The 21,592-nt window shown below is 68.2% G+C and carries 21 protein-coding genes and 1 tRNA gene; 12 read left to right on the forward strand and 10 right to left on the reverse strand.

Annotation, left to right across the window (positions count from 1 at the left end; all coding sequences use genetic code 11):
* Positions 1–105: 105 nt before the first annotated feature.
* Complete coding sequence (cmrA, locus tag IEY60_RS24985) at positions 106–909, reverse strand: mycolate reductase (protein ID WP_189032895.1); 804 nt, start codon at positions 907–909, stop codon at positions 106–108.
* Positions 910–1,037: 128 nt separating this feature from the next.
* Between cmrA and IEY60_RS24990 the strand changes: the two genes are divergently transcribed.
* Together IEY60_RS24990 and IEY60_RS24995 are read left to right on the forward strand one after the other, a co-directional pair.
* Positions 1,038–1,277 carry a hypothetical protein gene (locus IEY60_RS24990; RefSeq protein ID WP_189032897.1) on the forward strand — a complete coding sequence of 80 codons (240 nt, stop codon included), beginning with the start codon at positions 1,038–1,040 and terminating at the stop codon, positions 1,275–1,277.
* Entirely contained in the window at positions 1,270–2,397 is a 1,128-nt protein-coding gene (locus IEY60_RS24995) for a phosphotransferase enzyme family protein (RefSeq protein WP_189032899.1), read from the forward strand. Before IEY60_RS24990 ends, IEY60_RS24995 begins: the two co-directional genes overlap by 8 nt.
* A 96-nt stretch (positions 2,398–2,493) precedes the next feature.
* Here IEY60_RS24995 and IEY60_RS25000 read toward each other — a convergent pair whose 3' ends face one another.
* Both IEY60_RS25000 and IEY60_RS25005 read right to left on the reverse strand, forming a co-directional pair.
* Positions 2,494–4,524, reverse strand: coding sequence for an NADPH-dependent 2,4-dienoyl-CoA reductase (locus tag IEY60_RS25000; protein WP_189032902.1), 2,031 nt, complete (start codon positions 4,522–4,524; stop codon positions 2,494–2,496).
* On the reverse strand, positions 4,521–5,075 hold the full coding sequence (locus IEY60_RS25005) for a PadR family transcriptional regulator (RefSeq protein ID WP_189032904.1): 555 nt from the start codon (positions 5,073–5,075) through the stop codon (positions 4,521–4,523). Before IEY60_RS25005 ends, IEY60_RS25000 begins: the two co-directional genes overlap by 4 nt.
* A gap of 115 nt (positions 5,076–5,190) precedes the next feature.
* Between IEY60_RS25005 and IEY60_RS25010 the strand changes: the two genes are divergently transcribed.
* Complete coding sequence (locus tag IEY60_RS25010; protein ID WP_189032906.1) at positions 5,191–6,519, forward strand: MFS transporter; 1,329 nt, start codon at positions 5,191–5,193, stop codon at positions 6,517–6,519.
* A 125-nt stretch (positions 6,520–6,644) separates the two neighbouring features.
* On the opposite strand, the gene IEY60_RS25015 is transcribed toward IEY60_RS25010, so the two are convergent.
* Positions 6,645–7,292 carry a TetR family transcriptional regulator gene (locus IEY60_RS25015; protein WP_189032908.1) on the reverse strand — a complete coding sequence of 216 codons (648 nt, stop codon included), beginning with the start codon at positions 7,290–7,292 and terminating at the stop codon, positions 6,645–6,647.
* A 143-nt stretch (positions 7,293–7,435) separates the two neighbouring features.
* Here IEY60_RS25015 and IEY60_RS25020 point away from each other — a divergent pair, with 143 nt between their 5' ends.
* From IEY60_RS25020 to IEY60_RS35950, 3 genes are read left to right on the forward strand one after another with little or no spacing between them, the layout of a single operon-like run.
* A complete protein-coding gene (locus IEY60_RS25020) occupies positions 7,436–8,527 on the forward strand; it encodes a ferredoxin reductase (protein ID WP_189032910.1) in 1,092 nt (363 codons plus the stop codon).
* A 34-nt stretch (positions 8,528–8,561) separates the two neighbouring features.
* Positions 8,562–9,710 (forward strand): fatty acid desaturase family protein, encoded by a 1,149-nt coding sequence (locus IEY60_RS25025; RefSeq protein WP_189032913.1) that lies wholly within the window; start codon positions 8,562–8,564, stop codon positions 9,708–9,710.
* Positions 9,711–10,025 carry a hypothetical protein gene (locus IEY60_RS35950; protein ID WP_229740100.1) on the forward strand — a complete coding sequence of 105 codons (315 nt, stop codon included), beginning with the start codon at positions 9,711–9,713 and terminating at the stop codon, positions 10,023–10,025.
* Between the two features lie 3 nt (positions 10,026–10,028).
* Here the strand turns inward: IEY60_RS35950 and IEY60_RS25035 are convergent, their stop codons facing one another.
* The gene (locus IEY60_RS25035; RefSeq protein WP_229740101.1) at positions 10,029–10,559 is read right to left on the reverse strand and encodes a DUF4254 domain-containing protein; all 531 of its coding nucleotides are present in this window, start codon (positions 10,557–10,559) and stop codon (positions 10,029–10,031) included.
* A gap of 356 nt (positions 10,560–10,915) precedes the next feature.
* Between IEY60_RS25035 and IEY60_RS25040 the strand changes: the two genes are divergently transcribed.
* Positions 10,916–11,236, forward strand: coding sequence for a hypothetical protein (locus tag IEY60_RS25040; RefSeq protein WP_189032915.1), 321 nt, complete (start codon positions 10,916–10,918; stop codon positions 11,234–11,236).
* A 1-nt stretch (position 11,237) separates the two neighbouring features.
* On the opposite strand, the gene IEY60_RS25045 is transcribed toward IEY60_RS25040, so the two are convergent.
* From IEY60_RS25045 to IEY60_RS25060, 4 genes are all read right to left on the reverse strand, one after another.
* A complete protein-coding gene (locus IEY60_RS25045; protein WP_189032917.1) occupies positions 11,238–12,230 on the reverse strand; it encodes an ABC transporter ATP-binding protein in 993 nt (330 codons plus the stop codon).
* A 2-nt stretch (positions 12,231–12,232) separates the two neighbouring features.
* A complete protein-coding gene (locus IEY60_RS25050) occupies positions 12,233–13,066 on the reverse strand; it encodes an ABC transporter permease (RefSeq protein WP_189032919.1) in 834 nt (277 codons plus the stop codon).
* Positions 13,059–13,934, reverse strand: coding sequence for an ABC transporter permease (locus IEY60_RS25055; RefSeq protein ID WP_229740102.1), 876 nt, complete (start codon positions 13,932–13,934; stop codon positions 13,059–13,061). Before IEY60_RS25055 ends, IEY60_RS25050 begins: the two co-directional genes overlap by 8 nt.
* 61 nt (positions 13,935–13,995) lie before the next feature.
* Positions 13,996–15,366 (reverse strand): ATP-binding protein, encoded by a 1,371-nt coding sequence (locus IEY60_RS25060; protein ID WP_189032921.1) that lies wholly within the window; start codon positions 15,364–15,366, stop codon positions 13,996–13,998.
* A 246-nt stretch (positions 15,367–15,612) separates the two neighbouring features.
* Here IEY60_RS25060 and IEY60_RS25065 point away from each other — a divergent pair, with 246 nt between their 5' ends.
* The gene (locus tag IEY60_RS25065; protein ID WP_189032923.1) at positions 15,613–15,792 is read left to right on the forward strand and encodes a hypothetical protein; all 180 of its coding nucleotides are present in this window, start codon (positions 15,613–15,615) and stop codon (positions 15,790–15,792) included.
* A gap of 94 nt (positions 15,793–15,886) precedes the next feature.
* On the opposite strand, the gene IEY60_RS25070 is transcribed toward IEY60_RS25065, so the two are convergent.
* A tRNA-Arg gene (locus IEY60_RS25070) sits at positions 15,887–15,960 on the reverse strand.
* Between the two features lie 225 nt (positions 15,961–16,185).
* Between IEY60_RS25070 and IEY60_RS25075 the strand changes: the two genes are divergently transcribed.
* The 4 genes from IEY60_RS25075 (at position 16,186) to ettA (ending at position 21,562) form a co-directional block, all read left to right on the forward strand.
* Positions 16,186–18,162: a bifunctional copper resistance protein CopD/cytochrome c oxidase assembly protein gene (locus tag IEY60_RS25075; RefSeq protein WP_229740151.1), complete on the forward strand. Its 1,977-nt coding sequence runs from the start codon at positions 16,186–16,188 to the stop codon at positions 18,160–18,162.
* 11 nt (positions 18,163–18,173) lie between these two features.
* Positions 18,174–19,133 carry a serine/threonine dehydratase gene (locus tag IEY60_RS25080; RefSeq protein WP_229740103.1) on the forward strand — a complete coding sequence of 320 codons (960 nt, stop codon included), beginning with the start codon at positions 18,174–18,176 and terminating at the stop codon, positions 19,131–19,133.
* Positions 19,134–19,251: 118 nt separating this feature from the next.
* The gene (locus IEY60_RS25085) at positions 19,252–19,815 is read left to right on the forward strand and encodes a single-stranded DNA-binding protein (RefSeq protein WP_189032927.1); all 564 of its coding nucleotides are present in this window, start codon (positions 19,252–19,254) and stop codon (positions 19,813–19,815) included.
* Positions 19,816–19,885: 70 nt separating this feature from the next.
* Positions 19,886–21,562, forward strand: a complete 1,677-nt coding sequence (gene ettA, locus IEY60_RS25090; protein WP_189032929.1) for an energy-dependent translational throttle protein EttA — start codon at positions 19,886–19,888, stop codon at positions 21,560–21,562.
* The last annotated feature ends 30 nt before the right edge of the window (positions 21,563–21,592 follow it).

Below are 21,592 nucleotides of genomic sequence, written 5' to 3' on the forward strand. Positions count from 1 at the left end.
AGGACTACGCCGCTCGCGGGCCGCTGAACTGGCTGTTTACGGGTCTTTGACCACCTGGGCGACGTTCCTGACGGGTTGCTGACGTGGCAACCCGTCAGGCGGGTGTCAGTTGCCCAGCTTCTTGTAGAACGCGCCCGCGATCGGGGCGGTCATCGCGCGCGGACCGTAGTTGCCCGCGACGCTCATGCCCTTGCTGATCAGGCCGGGCACGATGCGCATCTTGTTGCGCGCCAGCGCGTCGATGGAGACCTTGGCGGTGTACTCCGAGGAGACCCAGAGGAAATCGGGGACCATCTTGTCGACGATCGACTCGTCCTCGGGCGCGGGAGTTTCGGTGCGCACCGGACCGGGCGCCAGCAGGGTGACATTGACGCCGCTGCCCTTGAGCTCGCCACGCAGCGACTCGGAGAAGGTGTTGGCGAACGCCTTCGACGCCGCGTAGGTGGCGTTGTTCGGGATCGGCATGTTGCCCGCGGCCGAGCCGCTGATCAGGATGCCGCCCGCCTTGCGCTCGATCATGCCCGGCAGCACGGCCAGGGTCAGGTCGTGCACGGCGGTGGCGTTGAGTTCCATCTGCGCCCGCTCGTAGGCGAAGTCCAGCTCGGCCACCGGGCCGAAGGTGGCGATGCCCGCGTTGTTGCACAGGATCGCGATATCGCGCACCGCGAGTTCGTCGACGAGGCCGGCCCGCTGCGTCCGATCGGCGAGGTCGACCGCGCGCACCTCGGCGGTGATGCCGTGCGCGAGCGTCAGCCGCTGGGCCAGTTCGGTGAGGACCTCACCGCGCCGGGCGACCAGGATCAGCGAGTAACCGCGCCCGGCCAGTTCGGCGGCCAGCGCGGTGCCGATGCCGGAGGACGCGCCGGTGACGACGGCACGATTGTCTGCAGTGGGGGAGGGCAAGCTCACACGGGGAGCTTAGGGGATCGGCGCCGACCGGGCGGTGGCCACGTCGCCCGGCCTGCGCGACGCGAGCAGGGCCGGACGTCCGCGGGGTCGCGTGATCCGGTCGCCGGGCCCATAGGCTGACAACTGTTATGACGACGGACGCACCGATCAGCCGGGCCGGCCGGGAGGCGCCGCTGCCGCCCACCACCGAGCCACCGCGCACCTTCGGCTTCGCCGCCCAGGCCGTCTGCTGGACCGATCTCGGGATCGGCATGCGGGACGCGCTCGGCGTTCACCTCACCCGGTGGACCCCGGCCTCGCTGTTCTCCTTCCTCGTAACAGGCGCCGCGACCGGAGTCGGGTGGTCGTCGGTCGGCGGCGATGACTGATCACCAGGTGTTCGGGATGGGCGATGAGCCGACGGCCGCGCCGACGTGGCCGTCGCTGACCGAGGACGAGATCGCGCGCGCCGTCGACGCCACCTGGGGTGGACCTGGACCCGCCGAGATCGAATGGCACAGTGTGCGACCACTGTCGTCGACGGTAGGCGTGCGGTTGAGCGACGGTGCGCAGGTTGTTGTGAAGCGACTTCCGCTGCGACTGCGTGACCAGGCTGCTCTGGCCGAGGAACACCGATTCATGGCGCATCTGCGCAGCCGGGGTATTCCGGTGCCCGAAGTGCTTGCAGCCGTGGGGAGTTGGGCGCCGCGTCCGGCGCAGCGGATATCGGCGTCGGCTGACGGTGATGACTTCGTCTACGAAGTTCAGCGGACCGGCGTGGGGGAGGACCGGTATCGCGCCGACTTCTCCTGGACGCCGTACCGCGACGCGGGTGACGCCACCGCGGCCGGAGCGATGCTGGCCCGATTGCACCTGGCCGCAGCGGGTTTCGACGCACCGGCACGACCCGCGCGTCCACTGGTGGCGAGCATGCACGGCAATGATGCCGTGAGCGCCTTCGCATGGCACATCGCTCGCCGCCCCGCCGTCGCCCGGTTCCTCGCCGACCGTGACTGGCGCGCCGACATCCCCGACCTGCGAGCCGATCTCACCGATGTCGCCCCGCTGTGGACGCACGGTGACTGGCACCCGACCAACCTGCTGTGGGAGGCCGACGAGGTCACCTCGGTGTTCGACTTCGGTCTCGCCGACCGCACGACCGCCGTCTTCGACCTGGCCACCGCCGTCGAACGCGCGGTGGTGGACTGGGTTTCGCTCCGTGACGGCGGACCGGCGCACGTCCACGAGGATCAGGTGCGCGCCCTGATCCAGGGGTACCGATCGGTGCGCCCGCTCTCCGACGCCGAACAAACCCTGCTCGCCGACCTGCTCCCACTCGTGCACATCGGCTACGAGCTCTCCGAGATCGACTACTTCCTGACCATCGCCGCCGAGCCGCGCAACGCCGAGATCGCCTACCAGGATTGGCTTCTCGGCCACCTGTCCTGGTTCCGGACACCGGCCGGACAGGAGCTGCGCGCCCTCGTTCGCGATGTGGCCGCCGAATAGCCCCGGAACAGAACACCGCCCCGTACACCGGATGCGAGTTCGGTGTACGGGGCGGTGCGACGGCCGTCCGTCGCGTCGGACGACCGGGTTCGGGGATTACAGGCGCGCGGCCAGGCGGGTGCCCTGGTCGATGGCCCGCTTCGCGTCGAGTTCGGCGGCCAGGTCGGCGCCGCCGATGAGGTGCAGGTCGACGCCCGCCGCGCGCAGCGGCTCCTCGAGTTCGCGCACCGATTCCTGGCCCGCGCAGACGATCACATTGTCGACCTCGATGACGCGCGGCTTCTCGCGCTTCTCACCGAAGCTGATGTGCAGGCCCGCGTCGTCGATGCGCTCGTAGTTCACGCCGCCGACCTGCTCGACGCCCTTGGCCTTGATCGCGGCGCGATGCACCCAGCCGGAGGTCTTGCCGAGGTCCTTGCCGAACGGGGTCGACTTGCGCTGCAGCAGGACGACGTCGCGGGCGGCGGGGGAGGGCTTGGGTTCCTTGAGCTGGCCGCGGGCCTGCTCGTCCTCGGAGTCCACACCCCACTCTTCCTTCCACTCGTCGAGCTTGAGGGTGGGATGGCCCTCGACGGTGAGGTATTCGCTCACGTCATAGCCGATACCGCCGGCGCCGATCACCGCGACCTTCTTGCCGACCGGCTTCTCCTCCTTCACCAGCTCGGCGTAGGACAGCACCATCGGGTGGTCGATGCCGGGAATGTTGGGGATGCGCGGGCGCACACCGGTCGCCAGCACCACCGAGTCGTACTTGCCCGCGATCAATTCCTCCGCGCCGACCCGCTTTTCGAGGTGCAGGGTGACACCGGTGAGCTCGATCTTGCGGCGGAAGTAGCGGATCGACTCGTCGAACTCCTCCTTGCCGGGGATGCGGCGGGCGATGTCGAACTGGCCGCCGATCTTGTCGTCGGCCTCGAACAGGTCGACGTGATGGCCGCGCTCGGCGAGGCTGACCGCGGCCGAGAGCCCGGCCGGACCGGCGCCGACCACCGCGAAGCGCTTGGCGCGCCGCGTCGGCAGCAGCTGCAGCGTGGTCTCGCTACCCGCCCGCGGGTTGACCAGGCACGACACCTTCTTGTTGCCGAAGGCGTGATCGAGGCAGGCCTGGTTGCAGGCGATGCAGGTGTTGATCTCGTCGGTACGGTCACCCTTGGCCTTGTTGGCCCATTCCGGGTCGGCCAGCAGCGGGCGGGCCAGCGAGATCAGCGCCGCGTCGCCGCGGGTGAGGATCTCCTCGGCGATCTCGGGCATGTTGATCCGGTTCGACGCGCAGACCGGGATGTTCACCTTGCGGGCGATCTTGGCGGTGAACTCGACGAACGCCGCGCGCGGCACCGAGGTGACGATGGTGGGCACCCGCGCCTCGTGCCAGCCGATGTCGGTATTGAGGATGTCGACGCCCGCGGCCTCCAACTCCTGGGCCAGGGCGATGATCTCCTCGAAGGTCTGGCCCTTCTCCACGAGTTCGGCCATCGACAGCCGGAACACGATGATGAAGTCGGGGCCGACCTTGGCGCGGATGCGCTTGGCGATCTCGACGGGCAGCCTGCGCCGGTTCTCCGGCGTGCCACCCCACTTGTCGGTGCGCTTGTTCACCCGCGGCGCGAGGAACTGGTTGATGAAATAGCCCTCACCGCCCATGATCTCGCAGCCGTCGTAGCCGGCGAACTTGGCCAGCTCGGCACAGCGGGCGTAGTCGTCGATGGTGTTCTCGACGCCCTTGCTCGACAGCGCGCGCGGCTTGAACGGGTTGATCGCCGACTTGATCGCCGAGGCCGAAACACTGGTCGGCATATAGGAATAGCGACCGGCGTGCAGGATCTGGATGGCGATCTTGCCGCCCTCGGCGTGCACCGCCTTGGTGATCCTGCGGTGACGATAGGCCTCGGTCTTGGTGGTCAGCTTGCCGCCGAACGGCAGCAGCCAGCCGGTGCGGTTGGGGGCGTAACCACCGGTGATGATCAGGCCGACACCGCCGCGGGCGCGCTCGGCGAAGTAGGCCGCCAGCTTGTTGGTGTCCCAGGCACGGTCCTCCAGACCGGTGTGCATGGAGCCCATGACCACCCGGTTGCGCAGGGTGGTGTGGCCGAGGTCGAGTGGCTCGAACAGGTGGGGGTAGGACGTCATGGGCGGTTGTCACCTTTTCGCGGTCGCAGGGCCTGCAGTACTTCGTCGCACCATTCGACGTAGCCGGACTCCGCGCGGATGCCCGCGCGCAGCACCAGATACTGGTGCAGAGCGGCGCCGGAGAGCTGGTCCGGTGCCGGGAAGAATTTCTTTTCGCTGAGCAGGTACTCGTCGAGTCGCTGCGCGTGCTGGGCGCGGTGGCGGGCCACCTCGGCGCACACGGCGTCGATGTCGCCGTACGCGGCGCCACGGATCTTCACGCCGAGCTCGTCGTGGGACGGGCTGGACTCGGTGGGTTCGGCGATCCAGCGGGCCAGTTCGGTATGGCCCGCCGGCGCGACCGAGTACACCTTCTTGTCGGGCTTTCCCTGCTGAGCGACCGATTCCACGGTCACCCAGCCGGAATCCTCCATACGCTTGAGTACCCGGTAGATCTGCTGGTGGGTGGCACTCCAGAAGTAGCCGATCGACTTGTCGAATCGGCGAGCGAGTTCATAGCCCGAACCGGCCCGCTCGCTGAGCGAGACCAGCAGCGCGTGCTCCAGTGCCATGGGACGAGGGTATCCGGAACGCTCGGTACTATGCAACCAGGTTCATATGAAAGGGTGGCGTGCCGAAACGCCGATGTGTCCTGCCGGGAGTCGCGATCCCCTCTACGCTTCGGTCATGACCGAGGTGAACGCGTCCGAGACCGTCGGCGAGGCGGCCGGGCGCGGGCAGGTGCTGGCGTGGGGGCTGTGGGACTGGGGGTCGTCGGCGTTCCAGGCCGTCACCCTGACCTTCGTGTTCTCGGTGTATCTCACCGACAAGGTCGGCGACGATCTGCCGGGCGATACTCCGGCCAGCGCCTGGCTGGGCTGGGCGCTTGCCGCCGCGGGCTTGGTCGTCGCGCTGACGGCGCCGGTCTGCGGGCAGTACTTCGACGCCGTCGGCTCACGGAAACGGGCGCTGGCGACCTTGACGGCGCTCACCGTCGGCGCGATGTCGCTGATGTTCTTCGTCCACGACGACTACCACGACCTGTGGCTCGGGCTCGCCCTGCTGGCCTTCGCCTCGGCGGTGTTCGAGCTGGCCGGGGTGCCCTACAACGCCATGATGCGGCAGGTGTCGACACCGGCCACGGTGGGTCGGGTCTCCGGATTCGGCTGGGCGATGGGCTATTTCGGCGGCATCGTGCTGCTGCTGATCTGCTACGTGGGCTTCCTGGCCGGTGACGGCGATACCCGCGGTGTGCTCGGGATACCCACCGATCAGGGTCTCAATGTCCGGCTGGCGATCGTGCTCGCCGCGGTCTGGTTCACCGCGTTCGCGCTGCCGGTGCTGTTCGCGGTGCCCGAACTGCCGCGCATAGCGGCCGATCCCGGCGCGGCGCGGGCTGGTCTCCTCGGTTCCTATCGCGTGCTGTGGCGTGATGTGAAGGAACTGTGGGCGCAGGACCGGCACACGGTGTGGTTCCTGCTGGCCAGCGCGGTGTTCCGCGACGGGCTGGCCGGGGTGTTCACCTTCGGCGCTGTCCTCGCGGTGCAGGTGTACGGCTTCGCCGACGCCGATGTGCTGCTGTTCGGCATCGCCGCCAATGTCGTGGCCGGTGCGGCGGCGATCACGGCGGGGCGCTTCGACGACCGGCTCGGGCCCAAGCGGGTGATCGTGGCCTCGCTGGTCGGGATGATCCTGTGCGGGCTGGTGCTGCTCGTGGTGTCCGGCACGGTGATGTTCTGGATCTTCGGCCTCGCGCTCACCGTGTTCGTCGGGCCCGCGCAGGCCTCGGCGCGTTCGTTCCTGGCGCGTCTGGCGCCGCCGGGACGCGAGGGGCAGATGTTCGGGCTGTACACCACGACCGGACGGGCGGTGTCGTTCCTCGCGCCCGCTCTGTTCGGGGTGTTCGTCTCGATCTTCCACAGCGACCGGGCCGGGATCGCCGGGTTGCTCGTCGTCCTGCTCGCGGGGTTGCTCGTGCTGCTGCCGGTGCGCGCGCCCGCGGCCGTCGCGGCTTAGTGGTACTTCACCAGGTATCCGCGCCGCCCATTGTGTGTACGCCCGTACTCTGAAATACCCCCTGTGCCGGACGTGCGGTGTGTTACACCATGGACCGCATGTGGCGACAGCAGCGGAAATACCCCTCAGTCAGCGGCTTTGGGAATCCAGCCGCCGATGCCCAAGGCGATCAGGCGCATCTGCATGACCGTGCGCGCGACCACCGCGGCCTCCTCGCGCGGCGAGGCGGCGACGTAGGCGGCGATGCCGTCGGTGACCGTGGTGACCAGTAGGTCGGCCGCGATCTCGAGCTCGGTCGTGCTCCAGTTGTCCAGCGCGCGCAGCCGGGACAGATCGGCCACGATCTCGCGCACGATCAGCTGCATCTCCATCGCGATCGCCTGGCGCAGCGGGGCGGGCCCGCCGTGGCGTTCGCGGATGAGGAAACCGAACAGCGCGCGCTTGGCCCGTACCTGCTCGAACACGAACCGCACGGTATCGGCCAGATGCGCGTCCGGCTTGCGCCTGACCTCGCGCAATGCCAGCCGCAGTGCCGTCACGCCCTCGTCGACCAGCGTGGCGCCGAGATCGTCGAGCGAGGCGAAATGGCGATAGAACGCCGTGGGCACGATGCCGGCCGAGCGGGCGATCTCCCGCAGGCTCAGTGCCGCGAATCCGCGGTCGGCGGCCAGCGTCAGGGTGCCTTCGAGGAGGGCCGCACGGGTGTGCGCCTTGCGCTCGTTGCGGGTTCCTGCCTGCTCAGTCACATCGGTGAGCATACATCCGTTCACCATAGTCGCTTCCCTGGATATGTTGCCCGCCTCACATCTTTGCCGGTTGACAGCGGGATGGGTCCATCCGGCACACTGGTGAGTGTACAGGCGTGCACTGAAATGTGAATCGCATGCCGAAGGACTTCCGCAGAGGGGTAAGACGCATGGTGGGACTGATCGACCTGGTGCAGACGTTGACGACGCCGCATCCGCTGGACCGGTACCTGGAGCTGGTCAGCCCCGCGCTCACCGCGCGGGAGCTGCGCGCCGAGGTCACCCATGTCTCGCATGCGGTGCCCGGCTCGGTGACGCTGACCCTGCGCGCGTCCCGGCAGTGGCGTGGCCACACCGCAGGCCAGTACGTGCAGATCGGCGTCTCGATCAACGGCGTCCGGCACACCCGCTGCTACTCGCCGATCGATCCGGAGAGCCGGGGCGACCGGTTCATCCAGCTGACGGTAAAGGCGCACCCGGGCGGCCTGGTGTCGAACTACCTGCACGACAACGCCAAGCCGGGCATGGTCGTCGACCTGGCGCCCGCCGCGGGTGTGTTCGCGCTACCTGAGCAGCGCCCGGACCGGGTGCTGCTGGTCAGCGGTGGCAGCGGCATCACCCCGGTGCTGTCGATGTTGCGTACCCTCGATGCGGAGGGCTTCACCGGTGAAGTCACCTTCCTGCACTACGCGCGTCAGCCCGAGATGGTGCCGCACCGGGCCGAGCTGAGCGCGATCGCCAACCGCCGCCCCAACTTCCGGGTGGAGTACCGGTACCCGGTCGAGCCGGGCACCGTGGTGAACGGCGAAACCTCCACCGGCAGTGGGTTCTTCGACTACGACGAGCTCGAGCGGGTCGCCCCGTGGTTCGCCGAAGCGCAGACCTTCGTCTGCGGGCCGCCGCCGCTGATGCGGGCCGTGCAGACCATCTTCGAGGCCGAGGGCCTCGCGGATCGGGTGCACAGCGAGGAGTTCACCCTCACCACCGTCCCGGCCGATCCGGCCGAGGCCACCGGCACCATCACCTTCTCCGGCAGCGACGTCGCCGCCGACAACACCGGAGCATCGCTGCTCGAACAGGCCGAATCGGCGGGCCTGACCCCGGAATACGGCTGCCGCATGGGGATCTGCTTCTCCTGCACCGCGACCAAGGTCTCCGGCTGCACCCGCAATCTGCGCACCGGCGAACTCGATGCCGACCCCGACAAGCAGATCCAGATCTGCGTGAACACGGCCGTCGGCGACGTCGACATCGCCCTCTAGACAACCGATCAACCAACCAAGGGGAGATACAGCCATGACGATCCTCACCGAAGGCAAAGACGGCCCGGTCATCCTGAGCCCGGAGCAGGTCGAAGAGCTCGGCCAGGCGCTCGACGCGCTGCGCGCCCGCGTCGAAGCCGATCTGGGCGAACGCGACCGCGACTACATCTACAAGATCATCAAGACCCAGCGCGGCTTCGAGATCGCCGGCCGCGGCCTGATGTACCTGGGCTTCCTGCCGCCGTTCTGGCTGGCGGGCGTGGCGGCGCTCGGTGTGTCGAAGATCCTCGACAACATGGAGATCGGCCACAACGTCATGCACGGTCAGTACGACTGGATGCGTGAGCGCGGCATCAACTCCCGCGAATTCGACTGGGACACGGTCTGCCCGGCCGACCAGTGGAAGCACTCGCACAACTACATGCACCACACCTACACCAACGTCCACGACATGGACCGCGACATCGGTTACGGCATCCTGCGCATCGACGAGGGCCAGAAGTGGAACCCCTACTACCTGGGCAACCCGATCTACGCCTTCCTGCTGATGGTGCTGTTCGAGTGGGGTGTGATGGTGCACGACCTCGAGGCCGACAACATCATCAAGGGCAAGCGCAAGTGGTCCGACCTCAAGCCGCTGCTCAAGGGGCAGGGCAAGAAGGCGGGCAAGCAGGTCCTCAAGGACTACGTCGTCTTCCCCGCGCTGACCGGCCCGCTGTTCCTGCACACCCTGGCGGGCAACGCCGCCGCGAACCTGGTGCGCAACCTGTGGACCTTCTCGATCATCTTCTGCGGCCACTTCCCGGCTGGTGTGCAGACGTTCACCAAGGAGGAGACCGAGGTCGAGACCCGCGGTGAGTGGTACGTCCGGCAGATGCTCGGCTCGGCCAACATCAAGGGCTCCAAGCTGTTCCACATCATGTCGGGCAACCTGTCGCACCAGATCGAGCACCACCTGTTCCCGGACATCCCGGCCAACCGGTACCCGGAAATGGCGGCCGAGGTGAAGGCGCTGGCCGAGAAGTACGGCCTGCCCTACAACACCGGCCGTTTCTCCAAGCAGATCGGCTCGGTCTGGGCCAAGATCTTCCTGCTGGCGGTGCCGGATCGCTTCGTCAAGAGGACGCCGACGCCCGGTGTTATCGTTGTGCGTAATCGGAAGGCAACCGAAGTGGGCGTGTAAATGATCGGGAAATTCGAAAGCAACAAAGATCTTGTCCAGGAATTGACGTCCTCCGGTGCCCGGCATGTCGGCAATATCGCGACATTGATCACCGGAGTGGTGGCCGAGGTCGCGCGCGAGATCGGTGAGTTCGTCACCGACGCGATCGAGATGAACGAGGCTGCCGCGGCCGCCCGCCGTGATGCCGAGCAGCAGCTCGACGACGAGCGTCCCGCCGGCGCGTTCGTCGAGGCAGAGGTCGAGGACGTGCCGCTCGGCGAGGACGCCGGTGTCGACACGGTGTTCGTCGAGGCCGAGGTCACCGACAAGAACTGAGCGTCACCACACCGGCAACCGCCTGCGGTGTTCGGTGACATCGGTGATCAGATCCCGGTAGCCGTCGGTCAATTCGGCCAGCCGGGACCAGTGCAGATGGATCCGGGCCTCCCACTGCCGCGGTGTCGTCGGCTCGATCGGATCGCCGCCCAGCGCCTGCTGGGCGGCGATCCATTTCGCTGCCATCCGGTCGATCACCGCGCCCAGGGTCTCGGTGTGCAGCGAAGCCCCTTCCCGGTGCGCCACATTGGCGGCGACCCAGTCGTCGATGCGGGTGATGAGGGCGGCGCGATCGTGATCGATGTCGTCGATGAGCCTGCCGCAGGCCGCGACCCGGCTGCTCGGCGCCTCCGGTGCGCGCGCCGCCGCGATCGCCGAGCGTCTGCGCTCGTGGCAGCGGGCCAGCCTGCCTGCCGCGTCGAGCACCCCGTGCCGCAGCGGGTCGGGATCATTGGTTTCCAGAAAAGCCCGCAACAGCGCCGAGGGTGGCGGGAGTTGCGCGGCATCCACACGATGGCCGGGATCGATCGGCATGGTGCACGCCCCTGAATACGCTGAATTCGTGCTTGGATACGCCAGAGCCGGGGAGGATTCGGGGGAGGTGCACTCCCCGGCACCGGCGTAGCCCCGCCCGGGCGTCGACGAATATCCGCGACGCTGCGGTGAGGAAGACGGCCCGGGGAAAAATCGGGACCCTCTCAGGAAAGCGCGATTCGGCGCGACCGCGCAATAGTATGGTGTACAAATTCCGGGGTCGGCGGAAATTGTTATCGACCGTTACAACGGGGTCACCACGAGACGTCCTCCGTGTTACCCATCGGCGCATTTCCGGCAATCGAACCACCGCCGCCTCGCCGTGCCCACCGCCACATGCACTAACCTCGACAAATGTGCCCGCCTATGTGTCCTCACCCGAGCTGACCTTCGGGTTCCTGTTCGCCCTGGAAGACCCGCAGCGAATCGCCGACGTCGTCGGCGACCTCATGGAGCGCCGCGCCGTCTCGGTGTTCCGGATCGCGCGGCTGTCCGACGACGACGGCCCGCCCGAGCGTTACGTGGTGAACTGGGCCGCCATCCCGCAGATCTCGATCACCACCAGCGCGCCGGGGGACTCCGACCTGCAAGCGCAGCGGATCATGCTGGTCAACGCCTTCCTCGGCGAGAGCGGCGAGATCAGCCTCTACTCCGGAAACCCGAACGCGCCGAGCTGAATCAGCGCGCCGACTCGTAGATCCGGCGCACCACGTCCTCGATGCCGGGCTCCTCGATCGACAGATCGCGCACCTGCGCCCGATCCGACACCGACGCCAGCAGCGCCGCCGCCGTGGTGTGCTCGGCGTCGAAGGCCAGCCGCTGCCGCATGCCGCCCGCCTCGCTGGACAGCAGTTGCGCGCCGCACGGCAGATCGTCGAGATCCGGTGTCGGCGCGGCCAGATCCACCACGAGCACCCGGCGGGCGCCGACGGTGGCGCCGAGACCGGCCAGTGAACCGTCGTACACCAGCCTGCCGTGATCGACGACGAGGACCCGATCGCAGAGCCGCTCGATATCGCCCATGTCGTGGGTCGTGAGCAGCAGCGTCGTCCCGCGTTCGATCCGCTCGGCCCGCAGGAATTCGCGCAGCCGCTGCTTGGACAGCACGTCCAGGCCGATCGTCGGTTCGTCCAGAATCACCAGTTCCGGCGAATGCAGCAGCGCGGCAGCCACTTCGGCGCGCATGCGCTGGCCGAGCGAGAGCTGGCGCACCGGGGTGTCGAGGGTATCGGCCATCTCGAGCTGTTCGACCAGCTCGTGCGTGCGCTTGTCGGCGATGTCGGGATCGAGGCGGTGGATCGCCGCCAGGATCGAAAACGACTCGTGCAGGGGCAGATCCCACCACAGCTGGGAGCGCTGCCCGAACACGACGCCGATCCGCGAGGCCAGTTCCTTGCGCTGGCGCACCGGCTCGAGGCCGCAGGTGCGGACGGAGCCGGTGGTCGGTACCAGGATGCCGGTGAGCATCTTGATCGTCGTCGACTTGCCCGCGCCGTTGGCGCCGATATAGCCGACCGCGGAGCCGCGTTCGATCCGGAAGCTCATCCGGTCGACGGCGGTGATCGTGTCCCGGTGTCTGCGCCAGCGGCTGCCGTTCTTGCGGTAGACCGTGAACTGCCGGGTGAGGTCGTCGATGTCGATGATCGGTTCGGACGCGTTGTTCTCGTCCATCGTTATCCCCCTCCTCCCTGATAGTGCCTCGTACCTATCCGCCACGCTGCGAACGCCAGCAACCACACCCACGCCGCCGCGACCGGTGTCAACCAGGCCGACCACGCGGGCAACAGCGGCGGTCCCGGGAGACCGAGCAGCGCTATCGTCGGCACGTAGGCGGTGAACGCGACGGGAATCGCGAACCCGAACAACAGCTTCAGCGGCGCGGGGAACACCGAGGCAGGCTGCATCGCGGCGAACGAACCGCCGTAGGTGAAGCTGTTGGTGAGCTCGGCACCGTCGATCAGAAAGAACTGTAGTCCGGCCGCGCATACGAAAAGGCCACAGAACAGCGCGATTCCACTCAGCAGGGTGATCACGATCAAGGTAACCGGGGCGATGCCCCAGTCGATTTCGTTGCGCCACAACCCCACGGCGAGCACGATCACCGCGACGGCGGCGCGTGCGAGCCTGCGCAACGAGATGTCGCTGGTGATCAGCTGAAGCAGCAGCGGTTGCGGGCGCAGATGGTAGGCGTCGAGTGTGCCCATTCTGATCATCGCCGGCAGCGAGTCCAGGTGCCCCACCAGCACCTGGGCCAGCGCGAACGAGGTGTTGGACAACCCGAACAGCAACAGCGCGGCATTGGTGTCGAGGCCGCCGAGCGTGCCGACATTGTGGAAGATCACCCACACCTCGGCGAACTCGACCAGACCGATGAGGAAGGCGCTGAACACCTCGGTGGCGAACGAGAGCCGGTACACCTGCTGTGCTTTCACACGCGAACGCAATACTGCGAGATAGGGGGTGAACCAGGTCCCGGACACGATGCGCGCGGAATCCGGTTCAGCCACCCTGTACCTCCAGCCTGCGTTGTCCCGCTCGCAGCAGCACTCTGCCGAGCAGCCCGATCACCAGAACCCAGAAGCCCTGTGCCGCAACGGTTATCAAGGCCTCCACGCCGGCTACCCGCCCCGACAGCGTATCGATCGGGGCTTGCAGGATGGAGGGAAACGGGGTTGCCATGGCAATGGTCCGCAGCCAGTCGGGAAACATGTGCACCGGGACGAAAAGACCTGCGAGGAAGGTGCCGACGATCTGGTACAGCACCCGGATTCCGCGTATCTCCACCACCCAGAACCCGATCAGCGCCACCGCGAACAGGCACAGGAACGACAGCGCCACCGCAAGCAGCACGCTGATCAGGCCGAGTAGGTAGGCCACCGGCGTCGTCGGCATCGACAGGCCGAAGGTCGCGGCGCCGATGACGATGCTCGGCACGCCGCGCGGCAGGAAAGTGCAGGCGGCCCTGCCCATGTCGGTGGCCAGATAGCCGAGCTGGACGTCGACCGGGCGCAGGAAATCGATGGCGACGTCACCGGACTTGATCCGCTCGACCAGGTCGATCGGCGGACCCATGAACTGCGTCGCGCCGAGCAGCGCCTGCGAGAGCCACACGTAGGCGCCGATGGTTCCCTCGTCGTAGCCGCCGAAATCGCCCGCCGCGCGGACCGCGGCCACCATCACCGCCGCGCGGACGAAACCGAACACACAGTTGGTGAACAGCCCGGCGAACATCGCCAGCTTGTACTGCGCCTGCCGTTTGAACCCGGCCCGCGCCAGCTTCCAGTACACCCCGACAGCGCTCGGCCTGCGACGGCGGAACGACCAGCGGCCCACCGCGATGGCTAGTCGGCCGTCCCCCTCCGCATCGCCCCGCACAATCAGTCAACTCTAGGCCGCCCCACCGTGATCCGGACGAAAACGGCACTATCGCGACTGCTCAGCGCAGCGGCACCCCGACGTCGCTGCCGCCCTCCGGGGTGATCCGCGTCTTCACCTTCACCAGGGCGGGCGCGGGAACGAAACCACCGGCGAACAGGGCCTCGCCCTGACGGAACCAGGGGGAGCGGTCGAGCAGCGCCGACGGCGCGTAGCCGAAATAGGTGCCGAGTTCGGCCAGGTCGACGGGCGAGGTCATCTTCATCAGGGTGAGGTTGTCGCACTGGGAGATGATGCCGGGGTGCACCTTCGACGGCCGCTGCGTCGAAAGCAGCAGCCAGAGGCCGAATTTGCGGCCCTCGGCGGCGATCTGGATCAGCCGTTCGCGCACCGCGACGGCGATCGGCGATTCCAGCCGCGGCGAGGCCAGGTTGTGTGCCTCGTCGATGACGAGCAGGACGGGACGCCGTTCCTCGCGCCGCGCCCACAGGTCGTCGAGCAGGGCCAGCGCGACGACGAGTTGCTGTGCGGCCGTGGAGAATCCACCCAGGTCGAGGACGGTGGCATCGGGTCGCTCGTCGACGACCTCGGTCACCGCCCGATCCTGGCGCGCCCACACCTCCCAGTCGGCCAGACCCAGGTTCTCGATCCGCATGGCGAGGCGCCGCTGCGCCGCGGACTCCGAGCCGCGCAGGTCGCGCAGGGCGTCGTCGAGTTCGGCGGCGGCGAGCTGGTCGGCGAGATGGAGCAGCTCGTTGAACTCCTCCCGGTCGGCGATCGGATCGATCTGCAGGATCGCGGCTTTGGAGGACAGCGGCAGTGTGGTGAACCTGGCCCGCAACGGCTGCCCGGAGTGCGGGCGCAGCACCCGGATGTCGCGGGCCCGCAATGCGTCGGCGGTGGGGCCGCTCGCGTCGGAGGCGATCTCGCCGAGCCGGACGAAATCGGAATTGGGGTCGAAGATCACCACGGGCAGCGCGGTGTGCGCGATCACCTGCTCGAGCACGACACCGAGTGCGTAGGTCTTGCCGGAACCGCTCTGGCCACACCAGAAGGTGTGCCGATTGAACCGCTTGGGCAGCAGCCGGGCCGGTCCGCCGGGCGGCGTGAGGTTCACCCCGACGTCGAGCAGGGCGCCGGTCGTCTCGTGCAGCGTGCGGACGGTTTCCGCGTCGACCAGCTCGACGGCGCCGTCGGTGAACGGGTAGCCGACGCGCACGTCGATGCCGTTGTCGACCAGTTCGCCGATCATCCGGCCGCGCAGACGGACCGGTGAGGTCTCCGAGCGTTCCTCGACGAGGACGAGCTGACGGCGATCGGCCGCGACGATCACGGCCAGTGAACCGGCGACGAGCGCACTGCCGGTGGCATCGGCGACAACGAACGAGCGGCCGTCGTCGGACCGCGCACTGGGCTGGCTATTGGTCGGCACCCGGTGATCTTCTCACCTGACCCCGGTATCGGGGGCCTGATAGCTATGCGGCAGCTACCGGAATGTCGTCAGTGCTCCGGGAATCCGGTGGCGAACAGGATCGCAATGATCACGGAGCTGACCACGGAAATGGCGAGAATGATCCACATGAGGGGGAAGGGTACCCGTACCCGGGCGTGTCGACGGCATCGCACCCCCGGTCGCCGGGCATTGCCACCCGTGGCACCGACGGCGGACACTGGTGGAATGGTTGACAGGGAGCAACGCACACCCTTCTACGGGGTGGTACTGATTCTCGCGGCGCTCGGTGCGTCGATGGCGGTCAGCTACTACGGGCCGACCTGGTTCCGCGTCACGGTCTACATCCTCACAGTGATGATCGTCCTGGTCGGCGGCATCATGACGTTCCGGGACTACTCGCGCTGAGGTAGCGAATACGCAGACACGTCGCCCCGGCAAACCGGGGCGGCGAGACCAGAACGGCCCTGACCTGACATTGACGCAGGTCAGGGCCGATGTGCGCCCCCGGCAGGAATCGAACCTGCGACCTAGGGATTAGAAGGCCCTTGCTCTATCCAACTGAGCTACGGAGGCAGTGGCATCCACCTTGGCCGAACTCGGCCCCGGTGTCCAGCGCGAAAAGTATAGCGACCGACCAGATCGAGATCCGGGGTCGGGAGCGACGCCCCATCGGGGCGGCTCCGGGCACGCCGAACTACCCTCGTTGTCATGTCGTTATCGCAGGACCCCTTCGCTGGACCCGCCGAGGTCGGCGCGCCACCGGTGGAAGCGGGTCGGGCGGCGCCGACAGGGAACGCCATGTCCTTCCGGGTGCTGAGTGTCGTCGCGGGTGCGATGGCCGCCTTCGTAGCGGCCGTCGTGGTCGGGTTGTCTGCGGCGCAAGCCTTGAGTCTGCTGGGTATACCCGATCCGGGGCCGTTGACAACATATGGCTTGCCCGCGCTGCGTGCGGTGGCCGATCTGGCCGCCGCGGTGACCGTCGGCTCGCTGCTGTTCGCCGCGTTCCTGCTGCCCCCGCGCGACAGCGGACTGCTCGAGGCGGGCGGCTACCGCGCGGTGCGCCGGGCCTCGGGCGCCGCGCTGGTCTGGGCCGCGTGCGCGGCGCTGCTGGTACCGCTGACGGTGTCGGACACGACCGGTCAGCCGGCCGGTGACATCTGGCGGCCGGAGAAGCTGTGGCCGGTGATCGCGCAGGTCGAGGTGGCGGGCGCGTGGCGGACGACGACGCTGTTGGCGCTGATCGTCGCCATCGGCTGCCGGTTGGCGCTGCGCTGGGGCTGGACGCCGCTGCTGCTGGCCGGCTCGCTGATCACCATGATGCCGCTGGCGCTGACCGGGCATTCGTCCTCGGGTGGCGCCCACGATGTGGCGACCAATTCGTTGATCCTGCACATGGTGTCGGCGTCGGTGTGGGTCGGTGGCCTGGTCGCGGTGCTGGCCTACGCCCTGCGTGGCGGTCCCGGTATCGATGTGGCAGCGCGGCGGTTCTCGCTCGCCGCGACCATTTCCTTCGTCGTCATCGGCCTCAGCGGCGTGATCAACGCCTGGGTGCGGCTGCCCGCGTCGGACCTGTTCAGCACCACCTACGGCAAGCTGGTGCTCGCCAAGGCGGCGGCGCTGCTTGTCCTCGGCGTCATCGGTTATCTGCAGCGGCGGGCCTCGCTGCCCGCCCTGGCCGCCGACCCGGGTGATCGCAGGGCGCTGATCCGGTTCGCCGGGGTGGAGATGCTGATCTTCGCGGCCACCATCGGCCTGGCCGTCGGCCTCGGCCGGACCCCGCCACCGCCACCCACCTCGATCCCGACGCCGGTCGAAGTGGAACTCGGCTACACCCTCGCCGGGCCGCCGACCGTGAGCAGGCTGCTGTTCGACTGGCGGTTCGACCTGATCTTCGGAACCCTGGCCATCGTGCTGGCCGCGCTCTACCTGCTCGGGGTCTACCGCCTGCGCAAGCGCGGCGACGCCTGGCCGGTCGGGCGGACCATCGCCTGGTGCAGCGGCTGCCTGGTGCTGCTGCTGGCCACGTCCTCGGGCGTCGGCCGCTACGCGCCCGCGATGTTCAGCGTGCACATGGGCGCGCACATGGCGCTGTCGATGCTGGCGCCGATCCTGCTGGCACTCGGCGGTGCGGTGACACTCGCGCTGCGGGCGCTTCCGCCCGCCGGACGCGAGGGCGTGCCCGGTCCGCGCGAGTGGATCCTGGCCGCGGTGCACAACCCGGTCTCGCGGTTCCTGACCCAGCCGGTCGTCGCCTCGATCATCTTCGTGGCCGGGTTCTACGCGCTGTACCTGGGCGGGATCTTCGACGCCTCGGTCGACTCGCACGCCGCCCACCTGATGATGAACGCGCACTTCCTGCTCAGCGGCTACTTGTTCTACTGGGTGGTGATCGGCATCGATCCCAAGCCCCGCGAGGTGGCGCCGCTGACCAAGCTGGGGATGGTGTTCGGCACGCTGCCGTTCCACGCCTTCTTCGGCATCGCGCTGATGAGCATGACCACGGTGCTCGGCGGCTGGTTCTACCGCACCCTCGGCCTCGGCTGGAACATCGACCTGCTGGCCGACCAGCGCAACGGCGGCAGCTTCGCCTGGGCCAGTGGCGAGGTGCCCCTGGTGGTGGTGATGCTGGCGCTGCTGATCCAGTGGTCGCGCAGCGATCAGCGGCTGGCCAAGCGCACCGACCGGGCCGCCGACCGCGACAACGACGCCGAGCTGACCGCCTACAACGCGATGTACGCCGAGCTGGCGCGACGCGACCGCGAGGTGCGCCGGTGAGTGGATGCGGTGTGCCGATCAGCGAATCGACCGACCGCGCCGAACCGCCGCGCGTACTCCGCACGGATGTGCGGGCGGCGCGGCGCAGGCTGGTCGGCCGGGTGCGCAAGACGCCGGTCTTCCACACCAGCGTGGACGGGCCGGACGGGCCGGTGCCGGTCTCGCTGAAGCTCGAGTTCCTGCAGCACGGCGGCACGTTCAAGGTGCGCGGCGCGCTCAACGCGCTGCTCGCCGCCGATGAGAGCGCCGACCATGTCGTCGTCGCCTCGGGCGGCAATGCCGGGATCGCGGTCGCGCTGGCCGCGGCGCAGCTGGGCAAGACGTGCACGGTGGTGGTGCCGGAATCGGCGCCGCACACCAAGGTCGCGGCGATGTGGGCGCACGGTGCCGAGGTGCTCTGGCACGGCACGAGCTACGCGGAGGCCCAGCGCAAGGCCGTCGCCCTGGCGGCCGAACGCGGCGCCGAACATCTGCACGCCTACGACATGCCCGCGGTGGTCGCCGGTGCCGGCGTCATCGGGCTCGAGCTGGAAGAACAGGTGCGGGGCAGGCCGCCGGTGCTGGCCGCGGTCGGCGGCGGCAGCCTGATCGCCGGCCTCGGCGCCGCACTGGGCAGGCGCAGGCACATCGTCGGCGTCGAAGCCGAGCACACCCCGGCGCTGTCGGCCGCGCTGGCGGCCGGTGCGCCGGTCGACGTCGACGCGCAGTCGGGCTCCGAACTGTTGTGCGCGACGCGGGTCGGTGACATCGCCTACGGGATCGCCCGCAGGCACCGGATGCCCGTGCTGTCGGTCGCCGACGACGCGATCGCCGCGGCCCGCGAATACCTGTGGCGCGAATTCCGCGTCGTCGTGGAGCTCGAAGGGGCCGCCGCCCTGGCCGCGGTGCAGAGCGGCGCGTACCGCCCGGAGTCGGGTGTGCGACCGATCGTCGTCCTGTGCGGGGCGAACACCGAGCTCCCCGTGCTCTGACCCGGGCGATATCCACAACCGTCGAAGTTGTCCCCAGCTACCGGTACGGCCTCCCGATCCGCACGGCGACGAGCCATCCTTGGATGGTCAGAGCAGCAACGACCGAGCGGGGGCGGCGATGTACGAGGCACATGCGACGGTGATCGGCACGGTGGTCACCCATCCGGTACGGCGTGATCTCACCAACGGCGAGCAGGTGGTGACATTCCGGATGGCGAGCAATTCCCGCCGCTTCGACGCCGCGGCGGGGGAATGGGTGGACAACGGGACCCTCTACCTGACGGTGTCGTGCTGGCGCAGGCTGGTGACCGGGGTGGACCGGTCGCTGCACCGGGGCGATCCCGTGATCGCCTACGGTCAGCTGCGCTCACACGAGTACCGTGGCAAGGACGGGACCGAACGCCGCGATCTGGAGATGCGCGCGGTGGCCGTGGGTCCTGATCTCGGGCGGTGCAGCGCGTCGATCGTTCGCCGCTCTGATGCCGCCCGCTCGGCGCCGCACGCGGTGCGGAATATTTCGGACCGCCGTGGCGCTGTACTCCCGGTCCCGTCCGAGGACGTGGCCGAGTATGCGCCGACCGCACCCACTGCCGTAGCCTCTACGACCGCGGCGGATTCCCTCCCGGCGCGATCGCCGGTTGCGGTGCCGATCTCAGGCATGCCCGAGCAGGTCGACGCCTGAGGGTCGCTCCGCGGCACCCCGGCCCGCTCCGCATCTCACCCCCGTTACCCGCACCGATAGGCTTCCGTATATGGCTGAGTTCATTTATCAGATGATCAAGGTTCGCAAGGCGCACGGCGACAAGGTCATTCTCGACGACGTGACGCTGAACTTCCTGCCCGGCGCCAAGATCGGTGTGGTCGGCCCGAACGGCGCCGGTAAGTCCAGCGTGCTGAAGATCATGGCGGGACTGGACCGGCCGAACAACGGCGAGGCGTTCCTCGCGCCGGGCGCGACGGTCGGCATCCTCATGCAGGAGCCGCACCTGAACGAGGAGAAGACCGTCCGCGGCAACGTGGAGGAGGGCCTCGGCGAGGTCAAGGTGAAGCTGGATCGCTTCAACGAGATCGCCGAGCTGATGGCCACCGACTACTCCGACGAGCTCATGGACGAGATGGGCAAGCTGCAGGAGTTCCTCGACCACGCCGACGCGTGGGACGTCGACTCCCAGCTCGAACAGGCCATGGACGCGCTGCGCTGCCCGCCGCCGGACGAGCCGGTCACCAACCTCTCCGGTGGTGAGCGTCGCCGCGTCGCGCTGTGCAAGCTGCTGCTGAGCAAGCCCGATCTGCTGCTGCTCGACGAGCCGACCAACCACCTCGACGCCGAGAGTGTGCTGTGGCTCGAGCAGCACCTGGCTTCCTACCAGGGCGCCGTGCTGGCCGTCACCCACGACCGGTACTTCCTCGACAACGTCGCCCAGTGGATCCTCGAGCTCGACCGTGGTCGCGCCTACCCCTACGAGGGCAACTACTCCACCTACTTGGAGAAGAAGGCCCAGCGCCTCGAGGTCCAGGGCAAGAAGGACCAGAAGCTGCAGAAGCGCCTCAAGGACGAGCTGGCGTGGGTGCGCTCCGGCGCCAAGGCCCGCCAGGCCAAGAACAAGGCACGTCTGGGTCGCTACGAGGAGATGGCCGCCGAGGCCGACAAGCACAGGAAGCTGGACTTCGAGGAGATCCAGATCCCGGCGGGTCCGCGCCTGGGCGACATCGTGGTCAACGTGTCGAACCTGGACAAGGGCTTCGGCGATCGTCAGCTGATCAAGGATCTGTCGTTCACGTTGCCGCGCAACGGCATCGTCGGCGTCATCGGCCCCAACGGTGTCGGTAAGACCACGCTGTTCAAGACCATCGTCGGCCTGGAATCGCCCGACAGCGGCGAGGTGAAGGTCGGCGAGACGGTCAAGCTCAGCTACGTCGACCAGAACCGCGCGGGCATCGACCCGAAGAAGAACGTCTGGCAGGTCGTCTCCGAGGGGCTCGACTTCATCGAGGTCGGCAACCAGGAGATGCCCTCGCGCGCCTACGTCAGCGCGTTCGGCTTCAAGGGCCCGGACCAGCAGAAGCCGGCCGGGGTGCTCTCCGGTGGTGAGCGCAACCGCCTGAACCTGGCGCTGACCCTCAAGCAGGGTGGCAACCTGATCCTGCTCGACGAGCCGACCAACGACCTCGACGTCGAAACCCTCAGCTCGCTGGAGAACGCGCTCGATCAGTTCCCCGGCTGCGCCGTCGTGATCTCCCACGACCGCTGGTTCCTGGACCGGACCTGCACCCACATCCTCGCGTGGGAGGGTGACGACGACAACGACGCCAAGTGGTTCTGGTTCGAGGGCAACTTCGAGGCCTACGAGGCGAACAAGGTCGAGCGCCTCGGCGCGGAAGCGGCTCGCCCGCACCGGGTGACGCACCGCAAGCTGACCCGCGACTGATTCACAGCGTGCACAACGGCCCGGCGGGGT

Source organism: Nocardia rhizosphaerihabitans, from assembly GCF_014646295.1.
In the GTDB taxonomy this organism is placed as follows: Bacteria; Actinomycetota; Actinomycetes; order Mycobacteriales; family Mycobacteriaceae; genus Nocardia; species Nocardia rhizosphaerihabitans.